Source organism: Termitidicoccus mucosus, from assembly GCF_038725785.1.
Taxonomy (GTDB): domain Bacteria; phylum Verrucomicrobiota; class Verrucomicrobiia; order Opitutales; family Opitutaceae; genus Termitidicoccus; species Termitidicoccus mucosus.
Genome location: NZ_CP109796.1, coordinates 2,891,961 through 2,908,881, shown reverse-complemented (window position 1 = coordinate 2,908,881; position 16,921 = coordinate 2,891,961). Strand labels below are relative to the sequence as shown.

Annotated in this window: 13 protein-coding genes; 11 read left to right on the top strand and 2 right to left on the bottom strand. The window is 64.7% G+C overall.

Annotated features, from left to right (window positions below; translation table 11 throughout):
* Positions 1–4 precede the first annotated feature (4 nt).
* Positions 5–1,081, bottom strand: coding sequence for a GntR family transcriptional regulator (locus OH491_RS10145; protein WP_068771514.1), 1,077 nt, complete (start codon positions 1,079–1,081; stop codon positions 5–7).
* A 270-nt stretch (positions 1,082–1,351) separates the two neighbouring features.
* Between OH491_RS10145 and OH491_RS10140 the strand changes: the two genes are divergently transcribed.
* The 11 genes from OH491_RS10140 (at position 1,352) to OH491_RS10090 (ending at position 15,981) form a co-directional block, all read left to right on the top strand.
* Positions 1,352–2,728 (top strand): glycosyl hydrolase family 28-related protein, encoded by a 1,377-nt coding sequence (locus OH491_RS10140; RefSeq protein ID WP_334319483.1) that lies wholly within the window; start codon positions 1,352–1,354, stop codon positions 2,726–2,728.
* 109 nt (positions 2,729–2,837) lie between these two features.
* Positions 2,838–4,022, top strand: a complete 1,185-nt coding sequence (locus tag OH491_RS10135) for a Gfo/Idh/MocA family protein (RefSeq protein WP_068771516.1) — start codon at positions 2,838–2,840, stop codon at positions 4,020–4,022.
* A gap of 323 nt (positions 4,023–4,345) precedes the next feature.
* Positions 4,346–5,704, top strand: coding sequence for a Gfo/Idh/MocA family protein (locus OH491_RS10130; RefSeq protein ID WP_145928941.1), 1,359 nt, complete (start codon positions 4,346–4,348; stop codon positions 5,702–5,704).
* Positions 5,705–5,824: 120 nt separating this feature from the next.
* Positions 5,825–7,795 (top strand): hypothetical protein, encoded by a 1,971-nt coding sequence (locus tag OH491_RS10125; RefSeq protein ID WP_068771518.1) that lies wholly within the window; start codon positions 5,825–5,827, stop codon positions 7,793–7,795.
* Between the two features lie 87 nt (positions 7,796–7,882).
* A complete protein-coding gene (locus OH491_RS10120) occupies positions 7,883–9,451 on the top strand; it encodes a DUF1080 domain-containing protein (protein WP_342751009.1) in 1,569 nt (522 codons plus the stop codon).
* A gap of 238 nt (positions 9,452–9,689) precedes the next feature.
* A complete protein-coding gene (locus tag OH491_RS10115; protein WP_068771520.1) occupies positions 9,690–10,220 on the top strand; it encodes a hypothetical protein in 531 nt (176 codons plus the stop codon).
* Positions 10,221–10,309: 89 nt separating this feature from the next.
* The gene (locus tag OH491_RS10110; protein WP_068771521.1) at positions 10,310–11,704 is read left to right on the top strand and encodes a Gfo/Idh/MocA family oxidoreductase; all 1,395 of its coding nucleotides are present in this window, start codon (positions 10,310–10,312) and stop codon (positions 11,702–11,704) included.
* 135 nt (positions 11,705–11,839) lie between these two features.
* A complete protein-coding gene (locus OH491_RS10105; RefSeq protein ID WP_084442418.1) occupies positions 11,840–12,502 on the top strand; it encodes a discoidin domain-containing protein in 663 nt (220 codons plus the stop codon).
* Between the two features lie 160 nt (positions 12,503–12,662).
* The gene (locus OH491_RS10100; RefSeq protein ID WP_334319485.1) at positions 12,663–13,388 is read left to right on the top strand and encodes a glycosyltransferase; all 726 of its coding nucleotides are present in this window, start codon (positions 12,663–12,665) and stop codon (positions 13,386–13,388) included.
* Positions 13,389–13,734: 346 nt separating this feature from the next.
* Positions 13,735–14,769 (top strand): sugar phosphate isomerase/epimerase family protein, encoded by a 1,035-nt coding sequence (locus OH491_RS10095; RefSeq protein WP_068771523.1) that lies wholly within the window; start codon positions 13,735–13,737, stop codon positions 14,767–14,769.
* Positions 14,770–14,898: 129 nt separating this feature from the next.
* Positions 14,899–15,981, top strand: coding sequence for a Gfo/Idh/MocA family protein (locus OH491_RS10090; protein WP_068771524.1), 1,083 nt, complete (start codon positions 14,899–14,901; stop codon positions 15,979–15,981).
* Between the two features lie 366 nt (positions 15,982–16,347).
* Here the strand turns inward: OH491_RS10090 and OH491_RS10085 are convergent, their stop codons facing one another.
* On the bottom strand, positions 16,348–16,569 hold the full coding sequence (locus OH491_RS10085) for a hypothetical protein (protein ID WP_068771525.1): 222 nt from the start codon (positions 16,567–16,569) through the stop codon (positions 16,348–16,350).
* Between the last annotated feature and the right edge of the window lie 352 nt (positions 16,570–16,921).

Genomic DNA, 16,921 nt, shown 5'->3' with positions numbered 1-16,921 from the left:
CCCCTCACGTGCTTTCCCGCATCACCAGGCGCACCGGCACGCTGATGTGGCGGTCGCCGAAACGTTTTTCGCGGGGCAGCGCGACGAGTTCCTGCAAAAGTTGCGCGGACTGGCGGCCGATGGCGCCGTAATCCTGCTGGATGGAACTGAGCGGCGGCGTGCAGATTTCGCAGATGGAGAGGTTGTCGAAGCCCATCACGCGCACGTCGTGCGGGACGCGGCGGCCGCTCGCGACGACGGCGCGGATGCCGCGCAGTGCCTGCCAGTCGTTGCCGAAGACGATGCCGTCGGGCGGCTGCGGGAGCGCCATCCATTGCGAGACGACCTGCTCGATCTGGTCGTCGTTGCTCGCGAATTTCCGGGCGAGCGCGTAATCGACTGGGAGGTGATGGTCGCCCATCGCGCGCATGAAGCCGTCGTAGCGGTCGCTCACGCCGGCCAGCCCGGAGATGTCGCAGGCGATGCGCTTGCAGCCGCGCTCGATGAGATGGCTGGTGGCGAGGTAGCCGCCGTGATGGTTGTCGGCCGAGACCGACCAGCACGGAAATTGCCCGGGCACGCGGTCGATGAACACGAGCGGGAAGCCGTCGATCACGGTCTGAAGCAGCGATTTGATGGAGACGGGATTCAGGCTGGGAAACACCACCGCGCCGTCGTAGCCCTCGGTGACGACCCGCTTGAGGTGTTCGTTTTCCCGCTCCGGGTTTTCGTCGAAGTGGAGGATGTCCACGGTGGATTTCGACTGCGAAAACTGCTCCTGGATGGAGGCGGAAATTTGCGAGGAGCTTTCGTTGAGATTGGGCAGCACGAGCGCGACCTTGAGCTGCGTGGGCTTGCCGTCGGTGACAAACGTGCCGCAGGCCGACTCGGTCACGACGATGCGCTCCTCCTCCAGCTTGCGGATGGCCTGGCGGAGCGTGAGGTGGTTCACGCCGAGCGATTTCGCGAGCACCTTGATGCCGGGCAGCTTGGCGCCGGGCGGAAACTCGCCCGCCGCGATGCGCGCCTTCAGGTGCGCGCTGATCTGCTGGTAAATCGGCTGCGGGCCGTTGCGGACGAGGTGGAGTTTGGGCGGAGCCATTGCTGCAATGGGTTGTGAAGGGTCGGTATAAATGAGCGAGAATCCGTGAACTAATGCAGCGGCATTTATTGGCAAGGGTATACCGCCGGAAGTCAGTGTCAAGCCAGACTATTAGCGAGTTATCTATTGATTATTATGAAAATAAAATGCGTCAGAAGATATTTGTATCACCTTTGTGTTGGAATCATGGCAAGCGATATATGTTGACATAGGATTATAGGATAATTCCCTGTGCCTCACCCCGGAATGGCGGTGTCAGACGCATTTTTCATGTCAAATCCTCACACAATGAACCTCAAAATCTGGATTCGCGGCCTGTTGCCGGCTGGCTTGGCCGCGGTGCTATTGCTCCCCTCCGGCATGCTCCGCAGCGCTCCGTCGGGCGCAGCGGCGGGCTATCGCTCGGTCATCGACCATGGCGCAAACGGCGCGGACGACATCGACGACACGGCGGCGTTTCAAAAGGCCATCGACGCCGCAAGCGGGGAAGCCGGCGGCGTGGTGTTTGTGCCGGCGGGCCGCTATCTGATCAGCGACACGCTGGTGCTCGCGAAGTCCGCCGTGACGCTGATGGGCGAGGGGAGGGCGACCTCGGCGGCGCGCACTCCGACGGGCTCGATGCTGGTGCTGCGCCCCGGCAAAACCAACACCGCCGTGCTCGTGCGGGACTGCTCCTACAGCGGCCTGAAAAACCTTTCCATCGAACGCGAGACCGGCGCGGCGGCGGGCCCGATCCCGGAGAAGAACCGCAAGGATGCCATCGTGCGGATGGAAGGCACGTATCACGCCTTCGCCTGCGAATTGCTCCTCATCAACGCGGTGTGCGGGGTCGAGATCGTCAACGGCATCAGTCCGCTGCTGGAGGACGTGGACATCAAGAGCCCGCGCGGCGACTACGGCGTCTGGCTGCGCGGTTCGGGCAAACCGGCGGACGGGGGCAAATTCCGCAAGGTGGACGCGGCCTTGTTTTACCGGCTTTCCGGCGGGGCTGACCGCGAGTCGCGCGTGGAATGGGTGGTGGTCGGCCCGAATGCGGACGGCGCCGAGGTGAATGACGCGCGCTTCGTCGCGGGAAGCCGGGGGCTGGTGCTGCGCGGCGGCGACCCGGCCGCCGGCGACATCCGGCCGAAATACATCTACACGCACAAGTTCGGCTGCGACCATGTGGCGGACGAGGGCGTGCTCATGGAGGCGGGCAACGACGTGTTCATGACCAACACGTGGATCGGCCAGAACAAAAACGCGTCGGGCATCGTGGTGGGGCCGGAGTTCACGGGCGGCCTGCTCATGACCAATGTCCGCGTGCGCGGCGCCGGCGGGCACGGCATGCACATCCAGGGCGGCCGGAACATTTATATCAACAATCCCCTGATCGGCGCATGCGGCACCAACCGCGATCTGGTGCCCCCGTCGTCCAAGGAGGCGGCGGGCATTCTCATCGAGGCCGGCGTCACTCAGTTGCGCGTGACCGGCGGCGGCGTGGGCGGGATGTTCGAGCAGGGCGGCCGCTCCCGGCAGCACTACGGCATCCGTTATCAGGGCACGGACAAACAGGCGGCAAAAGACTCGGTGCGCATTTCCGGCGTGGACACGGACGGCAATGCCGTCCCCTTCAGCCCGGCGGGCCTGTCGCTGGACGGGAAATAAGGAGGGCTGGCGGATGCGCGCGAGCAGCCTTGCCTGCCTCCCGCGTCCTGTCCGCGCCAAAAATAAAATTCCAAATTCCCCCAAAAAAAGGCAAAGAACTCCCGTCCCCATGAAACTCCCTCGCAAACTACGTTATGGCATGATTGGCGGCGGGCGCGGCGCGTTCATCGGCGCGGTGCACCGCATGGCCGCGGCGCTTGACGGCCACATCGAACTGGCCGCCGGCTGCTTCTCCGCCGACCCCGCAAAATCCCGCGAGTCCGGCGCGGACCTGCACCTCGACCCGGCGCGCGTTTACGCGGACTTCGCCGAGATGGCCCGCCGGGAAGCCGCCCGTCCGGCTGGCGAACGCCTCGACTTCGTCAGCATCGTCACCCGCAACAACACCCATTTCGCCATCGCGTCCGCCTTCCTCAAGGCCGGCTTCAACGTCGTTTGCGAAAAACCCGTGACGCTCACTCTCGCCGAGGCGCGCAAGCTCCGCGACCTCGTGCGGCGCTCCGGAAAGGTGTTCGCGCTCACGCACAATTATACCGGCTACCCGATGGTCAAGGAGGCGCGCGCCAAGATCCGCGCCGGTGAACTCGGACGCATCCTCAAAGTCGTCGTCGAGTATCCGCAGGGCTACGCCACCGGCACCGTCGCCGAGACTGCCCGCGCGAAGGGCGGCGCGGAGGCGCAAATCTCCGGCTGGCGCGCCAATTCCGCCGTCGCCGGCGCATCGAATTGCATGGGTGACATCGGCACCCACGCCGCCAACCTCGCCCATTATATCACGGGACTCGGCATCGACGCCGTGTGCGCCGACCTCACCGCCTTTGCCGGCGGCGCGCTCGACGACGACGGCAACTGCCTGCTGCGCTTCGCCGGCGGCGCAAAGGGCATCCTGTATGCGTCGCAGGTCTCCAACGGCGAGGAAAACAACCTCGTCATCCGCGTTTACGGCACCAAGGCCGCGCTCGAATGGCATCAGGAACACCCGAACGAACTCGTCATCAAGGCGGCCGACCGCCCCGTGCAAATCTGGCGCCGGGGCAACACTTACCTGAGCCCGGAGGCGCGGATGGCGACGCGCCTGCCCTTCGGCCATCCCGAGGCGTTTATCGAGGCGTTTGCCAATGTCTATCGCTCTGCGGCCCAAGCCATTGCCGATGATGTTTTCGGACGCAATTCACCGCGGACGGGTTATGATTTCCCCACCATCGACGACGGCGTGCGCGGCATGGCCTTCATCGAGACGGTGGTGAAAAGTTCCCGCGCCCGCGCGAAGTGGACCAAGTTCCCCAAAGTCTGACCCGCCGCCTTCGTTTCGGCAGGGCACCGTGGCGCGGCCCTTCAAAATAAGCCGCTTCCCGACGGGCATCGTTCCGGGCGCGGCAGGATCTCCAAGCGAGTGATCCTTTTCAAAGTCAGCTTGACTTTCCTTGGCCTCAATCCACCCTATGTCGGCATATAATAGAATCGCTTCCCTTCCTTTTCTTTTATCCACCCCTCTTATCGTCGTAACTCCGCTTTGAATCCCCGCGTCATCTCGGGGTGCGTTTTCCCAAGATCCCTTCGGCCGCCCTGCGGCGTCCCGGCTTTCCCACCCGAAAAATTTCCCTCGAAAAAATCCTCATGACCTCCCCCGCCCAGCCCCCGCGCCCGACGCGCAAGCAGTTCCTCAAGGCCGCCGGCCTGCTTTGCGCCGGCATCGCGCTGCCCCGGTTTGCCTCCGGCGAGCCGGCGTCGCCCAGCCTCCGCGCCGCCAGCCGCGCCGCCGCCCGCACCACGGCCAACTCCCGCATCCGCCTCGCCGCCATCGGCACCGGCGGAAAGGGCGGGCGCAACCTGACCGATTTCCTCAAAAACTTCCGCAACATCGAGTGCGTCGGCGTGGCCGACCCGAAAGCCGAGGCCCGCGCCAAGGGCGGACGCATCGCCAAGCTCCCTGACGACGCCGTCCATTCCGATTTTCGCGACATGCTGGAGAAAGGCGGCATCGACGCCGTGTGCGTTGCCACGCCCGACCACTGGCACGTGCCGGCCACGCTCGCCTGCATCCGGCGCGGCATCGCCGTGTATGTGGAAAAACCGCTCTGCCGCACGCTGGCCGAGGGACGCCTGCTGGCCGACACCGCGGCCGCGCTCGACGCGAAGGTGCTCGTCGGCAGCCAGCAGCGCTCGATGTATCCGGCCATCCTCAAGGCCGTGCGCGCGGTGCGCTCGGGCCGCGTCGGCGAGTTGCGGACCATCCGCGTGCTCCTGCACAAGGGCAACCCCGGCGTGCCCTTCACCGTCGAGCCCGTCCCGCCGACCATCGACTATCCGCTCTGGCTCGGCCCCGCGCCGGACAAGCCGTATTCCGCCCGGCGCGTCGGCGGCACGTTCCGGCAGATTTCCGATTATTCCGAGGGCTCCATCAGCGACTGGGGCGCGCATCACCTCGACATCGTGCAGATGGTGCTCGGCATGGACCGCGGCGGCCCGTCCGAGGTGGAGGGCACGGGGTTGTTTCCGGCCGAAGGGCTCTACGACGTGCCCTACCAATACGACGCGCGCCTGTATTATCCGTCGAGGAAAGTCACCGTCGTCGTGACCACCGACCCGAAGGATTTCCCGGAGGTGCGCGGCGCGAAGGGGCTCACCAACGGCATCCGTTTCGAGGGCAGCGAGGGTTTCATTTTCTGCGACCGTGTGAAAACCATCGCCAGTTCACCCTCCATGCTCGATGCCGGCGACTTCGAGGGAAAGGCGATCAACCGGGCCGCGCACCTGAAAAACTTCATGGACATGATCACGCAGGGAGCGGCCCCCTGCGCCCCGACCGAGACCGGCCACCGCTCGGCCACGCTCTGCCACCTTGTCTATACGGCGGTCCGCCTGCGCGCCCATTTGAAATGGGACCCCGTCATGGAACGCTTCGAGGGCGCCAATGCCGGACTCGCCAACCGCGCCCTCGCCATCCCCCGCAAGGAGGAATGGTACCACATTTGACGCGGGAGCCGCGTCGGAAAATCCCAAATCCCAAAAAAACAAATCCCAAAGAAACGGCGCCGCCTTCCCGCTGCCGCCGTCGTCGCGCCCCATCGAGAATCGAAAACTTTTTCCACCGCCATGTCCTCCCGCTTGTCCCCCCTGCTCCTGCTTTTGCTCGTTCTTTCCATGCCGGCCTCGCGCTCCGCCGCCGCGCCGGCCGACACCGCCTTTGCCGCCGGCATCGCCGGCTTCGCCTACGGCGAAAACGCCGGTCTGGAGGCGACCGCGTTCGACTACATCGCCGGCCACCACGACGACCCCGCGGCGCTCCGCGCCCTCGCCTCCGCCGCCCGCGAGGCCGGCTCGCGCGCGGCGAAACCCGACGGACGCGCCGTCGCCGCCTGGATCATCGGACTGACCGGCGACGACAGCGAACTCGACTTCCTGAAACAACTCCTGCGCTCCCGGGAAAACTTTCCCGACGCGGTCAGCGCCCTCGTTCAGCTCCGCACCGGCGCGGCGGTGGCCGCGCTTGCCGCCGCATGTAACCAAGAAACGGATACGACTCGCCGGCTCGCGCTGGTCTCCGCGCTCGGCCAGGCGCGTTCACCGGAAGCGGCCGGACCGCTCGCCGCCCTGGCCCGCGACACCGCGCAGCCGCGCATCGCCGCCGCCGCCCGCGCCGCGCTGGCCGCCTCGCAGACCTCCGAGGCTTGCGCCGCGCTCGCCGCGCTGCCGGCGGCCGAGGCCGCGTCCGAACAGGTCGTCGCCGCGCGCACCCTCGCCATTTTGGGCCAGGCCTCCGACGCCGCCGCGCTGGCGGGCAGGCTGGCCTCGGCCGCCACGCTCCCGGTGGAAACCCGGGTCGCCGCCGCCCGGGTCGTCTGCGACTACGATTTGCCCGGCGCGGGCGAACTCCTCGCCGCGCTCGCGGACGCGAAGGAACCGGCCCTGCAGGCGCTCGCGTATGACTATTTCGCCAGGCTCACCGCCGCGCTTCAGAAAAAACTGCTCGCCCAATTGCAGGCGGCGTCCGCCACGCCCGCGGCATACCAGCGCGTCGTGACCGTGCTGCCCGCCATCTCCGCGACGGACGCGCTTCCGTTCCTTTCCTCCAGGAACCAACCCATCCGTGAAGCCGCCATGCGCCGGGTCGCGCTCGAACCGGACCGCGCGAGCTTCGACCGCGTGCTTTCCGAGTATGCGAAGGCCGGCGGCGATGCCGCGGACGAGTGGCTGGCCGTGCTGGTCGCCATGCCGCGCCAGACCGACGGGTGGTTTGCCGCCGCGCTCGCCTCGGCAAAAAAAGCGGACGAGCAAATCAAGCTTTGCGAACTGGTGAAACGCCGCGCCGCGCAGTCCGCCGCGCCCGCGCTTCGCCCGCTGCTCGCCGCCTCCGACGCGAAGGTCCGCGCCGCCGCGTTCGGCGCGATCGGTGCCATCGGTTTCGACCACGCCGCCGACGCCCTCGCGCTCCTGCTTTCCGCCCCGCCGTCCGACCGCCGCGAGGCGGTCAATGCCGTGCGCGCCTCCTACCGGCGCTCCACCGACCGCAACGCCTTCGCGTCCGCCGTCGTCGCCGCGCTCGATCAGGCCGCCTCGCAACCGCAAATCCGCGACTTTCTCCTCACCTTCGCTGGCGAGAGCGGCACGCCCGCCGCGCTCTTCGCACTGTGGAAAATTTATGATGACGGTGACGCCGCGGGCCGGCTTTCGGTCCTTCGTGCGCTGGCCAAATGGCCCGACGGCACGCCGCTCGACCGTCTCGCGGAAATCGCCGCCGATGCCGCCGCGCCCGCCAACCTCCGCGCCCTCGCGCTCCGAGATTACCTCGACATTCTCGCCCGCGCCACCGGTGCTCCCGTCGCCGAGCGTCTGCGCCACGCCGGGCGCGCCCTCGCGCTCGCGCAGAGCGACCAGGACCGCCTCGCGGTGCTCTCCGCGGCGTCCGCGATTCCCGATCCCAAGGCGCGCGACATCATCGACGCCATCGGGAAACAACCGGAGTTGAATGCCGAGTATGACGCCGCCCGCAAGGCCCATGCCGCGCTGTTGAAGAACGCGCAGCCGAAAAACGCCGCGGATGATGACGCCGGCGCCGAGGAATGATGTAACAGGCACTCGCGAATGCGCGTCATTTCGGATGCCGTCCGCCGTGCGGCACCGCCTTTCCCTTTCAGCCCTTTTATATCATTTATGAAGAAGATTGACCCTTGGGGTAGGGCGAGGCGTCCCGCCGAGCCGTTGGCTTGCGGCTCGGCGGGACGCCTCGCCCTACCGCCGCCAACGTCCGTTCCCGTCCGGTTCCCAACTCACGACTTTGCAGGGAAAGTTTGCCGACATTGGCATCATTGCCTGACGTTTTTCCTGCTCCTGCTCGTCCTGTCTCCGCGCTCATTTTCCGCCGAGCCCGCCTCCGACCCGGCACTCACCGCGCTCGCCCAAAAAGCCGCCGGCGAGTCGTCCCCCGCGGCGCGTGCCAAGGCGCGCGGTGAATTTATCTCCGCTCTTCGCTCGCCGGAACTTTCCATCGACGCGCGCCTGCATCATGCGTGGACGGCGGTGCTGCTCGCCGAAACCGACGACGAGCGCCGCGCCATCCTGAAAATCGCCGCCGCGATTCCCGACGCCCGCGCGCGAATGCTCGTCGCCGCATTCCGGGATTATCCGTACTTGCGCAAGGATTATGCCTCCGCCGACAAAGCCCTCGCGCAACTCCTCGCGCCCGGCGCCGCGACCACCGACGCAAAGGGGAAACGCATCCCGCCGCGCGAGATTTTCGGCCCGAACCCGTTCGACACGCCCGCGCTTTTCGACAAGTGGGAGCACGACGGTTTTTCGGGCCGCTGGGCCGACAAGGACGGCCTGCTCGCAGTCGAAGTTGTTTTGTATCCACAAAATAACTACAAGGCGCGCGTGCTCCGGCGCGGCGACACGCCGCTGCCACTCGTCGGCTTCGCGCAGCCCGATGGCTCGCTTCTGCTGCTCGGGCCGGGCGAACGCATATCGGACGGGCGCAATTGGATTGTCAGCGCCCGGTTGCCCGCCGATGGGCGCTCGGCGTTTTCCATCCAGCTTAATACCTATGGCACCAGCCTCCCCCTCGCGCTCGACCGCGCCCCCCTCGGCAAGGTTTTCCCCGAAAAACGCCCCGCCGACGCCGTCGTCCTGCTCGACGCGACGACCGGCCTGCGCCACTTCCGTCAGGCCAACGGTTCCGATGCGCGCTGGCTCGAACTGCCCGGCGGCGTCATCGAAATCGACCCGGTCGCCGGCTCGATTTTTTCGCGGCGGGAATTTGGCGACGCGCGCATTTACCTGGAGTTCCGCCACGCGCTCAATCCCGGGAGTCTTGGCGCGCGGCGCGGCAACAGCGGGGTTTACGTGATGAACACCTATGAAGTGCAACTCGTGGACAGTTTCGGCGAGGAGCCGGACGAGGTTTCCGAAGGCGCGGTTTATCACATTGCCATCCCGGCGGCCTATGCGGTGGGCGCGCCGCTCGAATGGCAGTCAATGGAGATCGAGTTTCGCGCCCCGCGCTTCGACGCGGCGGGAAACAAGACCGCCGGCGCCCGCATGACCGTCTGGCAGAACGGAATCAAAATCCACGACGACATCGAGGTGCCGAACCCGACCGCCGCCAGCGCCGCCACCGGGCGCAAACTGAAGGACAAACAGCCGCCGCAGCCGCTGATGCTCCAGAACCACGGCAACCGCGTCCAGTTTCGCAACATCTGGGTGGCGCCGCTGCCCGGGTCATGACGCGCGGCCAAGGTCAACCATCGACCGGCGCGGCGCTTTTCCTCCTTCCCATCCCGGTGTTTTTTCGTCCTTATTCCCGTCGATTCCCAGCCGCCTTTATACACTTTAGTCATCCAAATAATTATCACTTGCCCGCCCGGCTCCGGTATTGCGAAAGCACAGGGTGTCCGTCCAGTCTGCCGGACCCGATTTGCTTTGAAGCCCGCCGCTCCGGTCCGATTTTCACCATATCCTCCCCATGACCAACACAGAATCAACCACCTCCGGTTCTTCATGCTGCCGTTGCCTGCCCTCGGGCGCATCGCTTGGCTTTATTGTCCTGCGCCTCTGGCTCGCAGTCCGCGCCCTTCTCACCGCGCTCGAAAAATTCGCCGGCACCGCCAAGAAGGAAATCACCGACCAGTTCGGCGCCATTGGCGAGGTCGAGAGCAAGGTTTATGGATTCTCCCACTATCACGGCATGGCCCCCTCGCTTGAGGAGGGCCTCCGCGCCCAGCCCCTCATGCCCGGCTGGATGCTCACCGCCTATGGCTACGCCCTCGGCCCCGCGCTCATCATCCTCGGCATCGCCCTCCTTCTTGGCATCGCCACGCGCCTCACCCTCTTCCTCATGGGGCTCGTGTATGTTTCCCTCACCGTTGGCATGATTTTGCTTGGCGGCCAAAACGAAGTCCTCGGCACCGCCATGCTCGGCGTCCACGTCATCATGATCGCCCTCGCCCTCAAATGGGCCGAGCACGACCGCTGGTGCCTCTGCAAAAAATGCTGACCGGTCCGCCGGCGCCATCACGCGCCGGCGCTCTGGCGTCGCTCCAGCCGCCGCCCCAACCGCAATCAATCGCCCACTCTCCGCCGCCCATGTCCGACCAACCGCTTCCCGCCGCCACCAGCGGCACCGCCGCCGCCCCGCTCCTTTCCCGCCGCCGTTTCCTCGCCACCAGCGCGATGGCCGGCGCGGGCTTTGTCCTCGCCCGCGCGCCCTTCGCGATCGCGCAGCCCGGACGCTCGCCCAACTCCGAGCTCAACCTCGCCCTCGTCGGCCTTGGCGCCCAGGGCCGCATCCTGATGGATGCGATGCTCAACATCCCCGGCCTGAAATTCCGCGCCATCTGCGACATCTGGCCCTACGCCCAGCAATACGGGCGCAACAAGCTCAAGAAAGCCGGTCATGACGTGAACGTTTATTCCGACCTCGACGACCTCCTCGCCAAGGAAAAGGACCTCGACGCCGCCATCATCGCCACCCCCGACTTCTGGCACTCGCCCCACACCGTCGCCTGCCTCCGCGCCGGCCTCCACGTGTATTGCGAGAAAATGATGTCCAACACCATCGAGGGCGCCCGCAAAATGGTCGAGGCCATGGACGCCTCCGGCAAGCTCCTCCAGATCGGACACCAGCGCCGCAGCAACCCCCGCTATCTCCGCGTTTATCACAACCTCATCCAGACCGCCAAGCTTCAGGGCAAGTTCGTCGGCGCCAACGCCCAGTGGAACCGCGCCGTCACCGACGACCTCGGCTGGCCCAAGGCCTACGCCCTCAAGCCCGACATCCTCGCAAAATACGGCTATCGCGACATGCACCAGTTCCGCAACTGGCGCTGGTTCCGCGACCTCTCCGGCGGCCCCATCTCCGACCTCGGCGCGCACCAGATCGACATCTTCGCCTGGTTCCTCGGCGTCAACCCCTCCAGCGTCTTCGCCTCTGGCGGGGTGGATTACTACAAGACCCACGAATGGTATGACAACGTGATGGTCGTCTACGAGTTCCCGCTGCCGCACGGCACCGCGCGCGCCTTCTACCAGGTGCAGACCGCCACCAGCTCCGGCGGCGGCTACTTTGAAAACTTCATGGGCGACGAGGGCAGCATCACCATCTCGGAAAACCCGAAACTTACCAAAGTCTTCCGCGAGGACCGCGCCCCCGACTGGGAGCCGTGGGTGCAGAAAAATTTCCTCCGCAAAGCCGCCGCCGCGCCCGAGCCCGAGCAAAAAAGCGGCGTGGTGGACATCCGCGAAACCAAGGCCCTCGCCGCCTACGAAGTTCCCGGCATCCTCAACAAGCCCATCCACCAGCCGCATCTCGAAAACTTTTTCGACACCCTCCGCGGCGCCCCCGCCTACGACGGCAAACCCACCCGGCTCACCTGCGACGGACGCCACGCCTACATCAGCGAGGTTCCCATCTACCACGTCAACCCGGCCGCCGCCGCCCGCAAACTCATCACCTTCAAACCCGAGGATTTTGTGATCTGACATAAACCGCGAAAACCAAAATCATTTTATGAACCGCGAAGGACACGAAGGATGCGAAGAAAAGCAGAGGATATGAAAAATCACTTCGCGTTTTTCGCGTCCTTCGCGGTTACTGATCTTCTTTCCCGACTCACCATGAAAAAAATCCACCTGCTGATCACCTCCGCCCTTGTTGCGATGCTCGCGTGCTCGATGAGCGCGCAGGAAAAAATGGTCCCGTTCAAGACCACGCTGCCCAAGCCCAAGCTCGCCGGCACGCCCGTTGCCGTGAAAGTCGCCAACCTCGAGACCGCCGACGACATTGCCAAGCGCCCGCCCGTGATGATCCCCGAGGGCTCGACCAACCTCGCGCAGGGCAAGCCCGTCACCGCCTCCGACGCGTTTCCCGTGATCGGCATGCTCGAGCAGGTCACCGACGGCGACAAGGACTCCGATGAAGGCTGCTTCGTCGAGTTCGGCGACGGCAAGCAATGGGTGCAGATCGACCTGGAGAAGGAGGCGAAAATCTCCGCCATCGCGGTGTGGCACTTCCACTCCCAGGCGCGCGCCTACAGCGACGTGATCGTGCAGATCTCCAACGACCCCGATTTCCTCGCCGGCGTGACCACGGTCTTCAACAACGACCACGACAACTCCGCCGGCCTGGGCGCGGGCAAGGACAAGGCCTACATCGACACGAACAAAGGCCGCGTCATCCCCGTGAACGCCGTCGCGGGCCGCTACGTGCGGCTCTACAGCAACGGCAACACCGCCAACACCGCCAATCACTACATCGAGGTCGAAGTCTGGGGCAAATAATGGCTCCCTCCGGGCGCAAATCCCAAATCCCAAAAAAATTCCAAATCCCAATGGGCAAAATTCAGGAAGACCCCGGCATATATGTCTCTTGGATTTTTGGAATTTCGTGATTTGAGATTTTTTGGGGATTTGGGATTTCGAGATTTGGGATTTCCCCTCAGTGCTTTCGATTGTCATCCCCGTTTACAACGAAACCCGCCGCCTCGCGGCGTCGATGAACCGTCTGTCCGCCGCGCTTCGCGCGCTCGACCATCCGCATGAAGTCCTGCTCGTCGTCGAGGCGAGCCCCGATGACAGTCTCGCCCTCGCCCGCGACATCGCCGCGCGGCACGCCTGCTGGCAGGCCATCGACAACGGCCCTCAACGCGGCAAGGGCCACGCCGTCCGCTCCGGCATCCGCCGCGCCCGGGGTGACATCGTTTGTTACATGGACGCCGACCTGAGCACCGACCCCGCCGCCGTTCCGCACATGCTCGCGCTCTTTGCGCGGCATCCCGACACCGGCATCATCATCGGCGACCGCCGCCACCCGCAAAGCCGCGTGCTCGCCGCCCAGCCCCGCGCCCGCGTGCGCCTCAGCCGTCTTTTCAACCTCTGCGTCCGGTCCTTTTTCCCCTGCATCCGAACCAACGACACCCAGTGCGGCTTCAAGGCCTTTCGCGCCGCCGCCGCCGCGCGCATCTTCGCCGCCCAGCGCATCGACGGCTTCGCCTTCGACGTGGAAGTGCTCGTCCTCGCCGCGCGCTTGGGCTGCGAGCTGCGCGCCATGCCCGTTGACTGGACCGACGCCCCGCACTCCACCGTCCGCGCCCTGCGTCACGGCTCGCGAATGTTTCTCGACTTGCTCCGCCTGCGTTTTTCGCCGCCCGTCACGCTGAACCCTTGAACAAAATCCCTCTTGCTGCTTTTCGGCGCCAATAAATTTTCCTGTCCGTAACCCGATGACCCGGACGTTCTTTCCTCTTAATTCTCTGATGTTACGCGCCGCGTAGGGCCTGACCTTGCGTCAGGCCGCGAATTACCTGCGCGGGCTCCCACGTTGGCGCGGCCTGACGCAAGGTCAGGCCCTACAAAATCCCACTGGCCGCGTAACATCAGTTATTCTTTATCTTTCCTCTTTCTCCCCCTTTTGCCATAAGTCCGTGGAGAAAGATAAAGAGAAAGAATAAAGAGGAAAGCACGCCGATCTCCCAAGCCAACCCGCCTCTCCAACCGCCAGTCCCCTCAAACCCATGCCCAGACCCGTCACCTTGTTCACCGGCCAGTGGGCCGACATGCCCTTGGAAAAACTCGCGCCGCTCGCCCGCAAGATGGGCTACGACGGACTTGAGCTCGCCTGCTGGGGCGACCACTTCGACGTCGCCGCCGCGCTTTCGTCGCCCGGCTACATCCGCGACAAATGGGCGCTCCTGCGCGACCACGAGCTCACCTGCCACGCCCTCTCCAATCATCTCGTCGGCCAGGCCGTCTGCGATCCCATCGACGACCGCCACCGCGCCATCGTGCCGCCGGAGGTCTGGGGCGACGGCGATCCCGAGGGCGTGCGCCGCCGCGCCGCCGCGCGCATCGCCGACACCGCCCGCGCCGCGCGGAAGTTCTTCGACGCCCGCCCCGGCAAAGCGCTCTTTCCCGCCGTGGTCAACGGCTTCACCGGCTCGTCCATATGGGACACGCTTTACGCCTTCCCGCCCACGCCGCAATCATATTGGGAAAAGGGATACGAGGATTTCGCGCGGCGCTGGCTGCCCGTGCTCGACGTGTTCGAGCAGTGCGACGTGAACTTCGCGCTCGAGGTGCATCCGACCGAGATCGCCTACGACATCGCCACCGCGCGGCGCGCGCTCGACGCGGTGAAGAACCACCGCCGCTTCGGCTTCAACTACGACCCCTCGCACCTCGGCTACCAGGGCGTCGATTATATAAAATTCATCCGCGCCTTCGCGGACCGCATTTACCACGCGCACATCAAGGACGTGTGGTGGGGCCGGGGCGACGGCACAGTCGGGGTGTTCGGCGGCCACACCGATTTCGGCGACCCGCGCCGCTTCTGGGAATTCCGCTCGCCGGGCCACGGCGACATCAAGTTCGAGGACATCATCGTCGCGCTCAACGACACCGGCTACCACGGCCCGCTCTCCGTCGAGTGGGAGGACGTGCGCATGGACCGCGTCCACGGCGCCACCGAGTCCGCCGCCTTCGTGCGCAGACTCGATTTCCCGCCCAGCACCGTCGCCTTCGACGCCGCCTTCGACAAAAAGAACCAATAGCCGCTGCGCGGCCAGTTTAAGTTGAGGCAGCCGCCGCCGTGCCGGCGCCCTCTTCTTGAGCTTGTGCTTTCAACTTCAACGCGCTCCAAAAACTTCAACTTCAACTTCCAACTTAAACTTTATTAAATCATGAGCACAAAAATCGGAATCATCGGCGCCGGCGGCATGGTGAAATATCATGCGGCGGGTTTCAGAAAAGCGGGGGCGGAGATTGTCGCCATCGCCGACATGAACCTCGCCGCCGCGGAGAAGACCGCCGCGCGCGAAGGCGTCGCGCGCGCGTTTGGCGACGTGGCGCAGATGTTGAAGCAGTGCCCGGAACTCGACGCGGTCTCCATCATCGTGCCGAACAAGTTTCACGCGGCGCTCGCGCTCCAGGCGCTCAAGGCCGGCCGGCATGTTTTTTGCGAAAAGCCGCCCGCGCTCAACGCCCGCGAGACCCGCGCCATGGCCGCGGCCGCCGAAAAGGCAAAGCGCGTGCTCATGTTCGATTTCAACAACCGCGCCCGCCCCGAGTCGCGGGCGATGATGGAGTATATTTCGCAGGGCGCGGCCGGGCGCATCAATTCCGCCCAGGCCAAATGGGTGCGCCGCACGGGCATCCCCGGTTTCGGCGGCTGGTTCACCAACAAGGCGCTCTCCGGCGGCGGCCCGGTCATCGACCTGCTGCACATGCTCGACCTCGCGCTCTGGTTCATGGGCTACCCCGAGCCCGAGTGGGCGCTGGCGCAGACCTTTTCCGACTTCATCACGGACAAGTCCTTCAAGGGACCGTGGGGCATCCCCGACAGCGCGAAGGGCGTGACCGACGTGGAAAACGCCTGCCACGGCTTCGTGCGCTTCAAGACCGGCCAGGTCGTGACGCTGCAAATGTCGTGGGCCGAGCTCATCGCGCGCGAGGAAGTGTCGGTGGCGTTCCAGGGCGTGAAAGCTGGCGGGCTTGTGCGCCGGCTGTTTGGGCAGGACGGCATTGACGAGACCGCGACCGACACCTGCGAACTCTACGCGCAGGAAAACGGACTGCCGGTGAACCGCAGCATCATCGTCCCTCCCGACGAGACCATGGGCCGGGTGAATGCCGCCGCGAATTTTGTGGCCGCGATCGAAGGCCGCGAGAAGCCGCTCAACACGCCCGACCAGGCCGTGAACCTCATGCGCATCATCGACGCCGTCTATGCAAGCGCGCGAACCGGCCGGCCAGCCAGGTGCTGAGCGCGCAAAATGGCAAAACATCATGGCGGCCATCGTTCCGCCAACCCCCTCCACGCGGCCTTCCCGTGAAATCGTGGATTGGGCAACGCATATCGATACGGCATCCCCGCCGGATGCGCGCCGGCATGTCGTAGCGCGGGCATCCTGCCTGCGATCCCAAAACGGTCGCGCACAGCGCAGCTTTCTTTTCCGGCGGCTGCGCGCCTTCGATTGAGGATGTCGCTTTGCTCGGAATGACGGCGGGCAAGGATGCCCCTGCGCTGCCCGCTGCCGCGCAAAGCTGTGGTCACGCCAAACGGATATGCGAACCGCCCCTGCCTGTTGCGATAGAATAAACGAAAAATGCTCCAGCCGGAATAATTCCGGCTAAATCATCTTTTTCTGCGGACTTATTTTGGGCTGCTTTTCGGCTTGTTTGCGCAAGATGATTTCCTCCGGCGTCACTGGCGGGGTGCCGTCCGCAAACCACTTCTTGGCGATGGCGGTGAGATATTCCGCCTTGGTGAGTTCGAGCAGGGCTCCGCATCTCTCGATTTCCTGGATAATGTAGTCCGGGAGCGTCGCGGATATCCTGTCTTTGGTTTTCATTTTCAGTGGGTAGCAAAATTCGAAAAAAAATGCTTGCAAGTTCCGCGCTATGTAACTCTATACAGCGTTATATAGTGTTGATTATCCTCAAAACCCTGCCTAAAATGACCACGAAAACGCCTGCCGAAGTTGTGGAGATACCGGACGCATTCGTCTCCCGCGCGATGTCGGGCCGGATCGAGGCAAAGATCCCTCAGGCGGTTGGCCGCACAACGTGCAAGCAACAAGGTGCGGCGGTGAAGCGACCACAAAAAGTGTCTCTCAAATGCACTCACGAGCCGATGAGAAGTCTATGCGCGAGTCGGAGAAACGCCATTTTTATTATATAAAATATTAATTATAAATAAGATAA

Excerpts from the sequence above, each read along its gene's own strand:
- OH491_RS10145 (WP_068771514.1), bottom strand. The coding sequence starts at position 1,081 with ATGGCTCCGCCCAAACTCCACCTCGTCCGCAACGGCCCGCAGCCGATT.
- OH491_RS10140 (WP_334319483.1), top strand. The coding sequence starts at position 1,352 with ATGTCAAATCCTCACACAATGAACCTCAAAATCTGGATTCGCGGCCTG.
- OH491_RS10135 (WP_068771516.1), top strand. The coding sequence starts at position 2,838 with ATGAAACTCCCTCGCAAACTACGTTATGGCATGATTGGCGGCGGGCGC.
- OH491_RS10130 (WP_145928941.1), top strand. The coding sequence starts at position 4,346 with ATGACCTCCCCCGCCCAGCCCCCGCGCCCGACGCGCAAGCAGTTCCTC.
- OH491_RS10125 (WP_068771518.1), top strand. The coding sequence starts at position 5,825 with ATGTCCTCCCGCTTGTCCCCCCTGCTCCTGCTTTTGCTCGTTCTTTCC.
- OH491_RS10120 (WP_342751009.1), top strand. The coding sequence starts at position 7,883 with ATGAAGAAGATTGACCCTTGGGGTAGGGCGAGGCGTCCCGCCGAGCCG.
- OH491_RS10115 (WP_068771520.1), top strand. The coding sequence starts at position 9,690 with ATGACCAACACAGAATCAACCACCTCCGGTTCTTCATGCTGCCGTTGC.
- OH491_RS10110 (WP_068771521.1), top strand. The coding sequence starts at position 10,310 with ATGTCCGACCAACCGCTTCCCGCCGCCACCAGCGGCACCGCCGCCGCC.
- OH491_RS10105 (WP_084442418.1), top strand. The coding sequence starts at position 11,840 with ATGAAAAAAATCCACCTGCTGATCACCTCCGCCCTTGTTGCGATGCTC.
- OH491_RS10095 (WP_068771523.1), top strand. The coding sequence starts at position 13,735 with ATGCCCAGACCCGTCACCTTGTTCACCGGCCAGTGGGCCGACATGCCC.
- OH491_RS10090 (WP_068771524.1), top strand. The coding sequence starts at position 14,899 with ATGAGCACAAAAATCGGAATCATCGGCGCCGGCGGCATGGTGAAATAT.
- OH491_RS10085 (WP_068771525.1), bottom strand. The coding sequence starts at position 16,569 with ATGAAAACCAAAGACAGGATATCCGCGACGCTCCCGGACTACATTATC.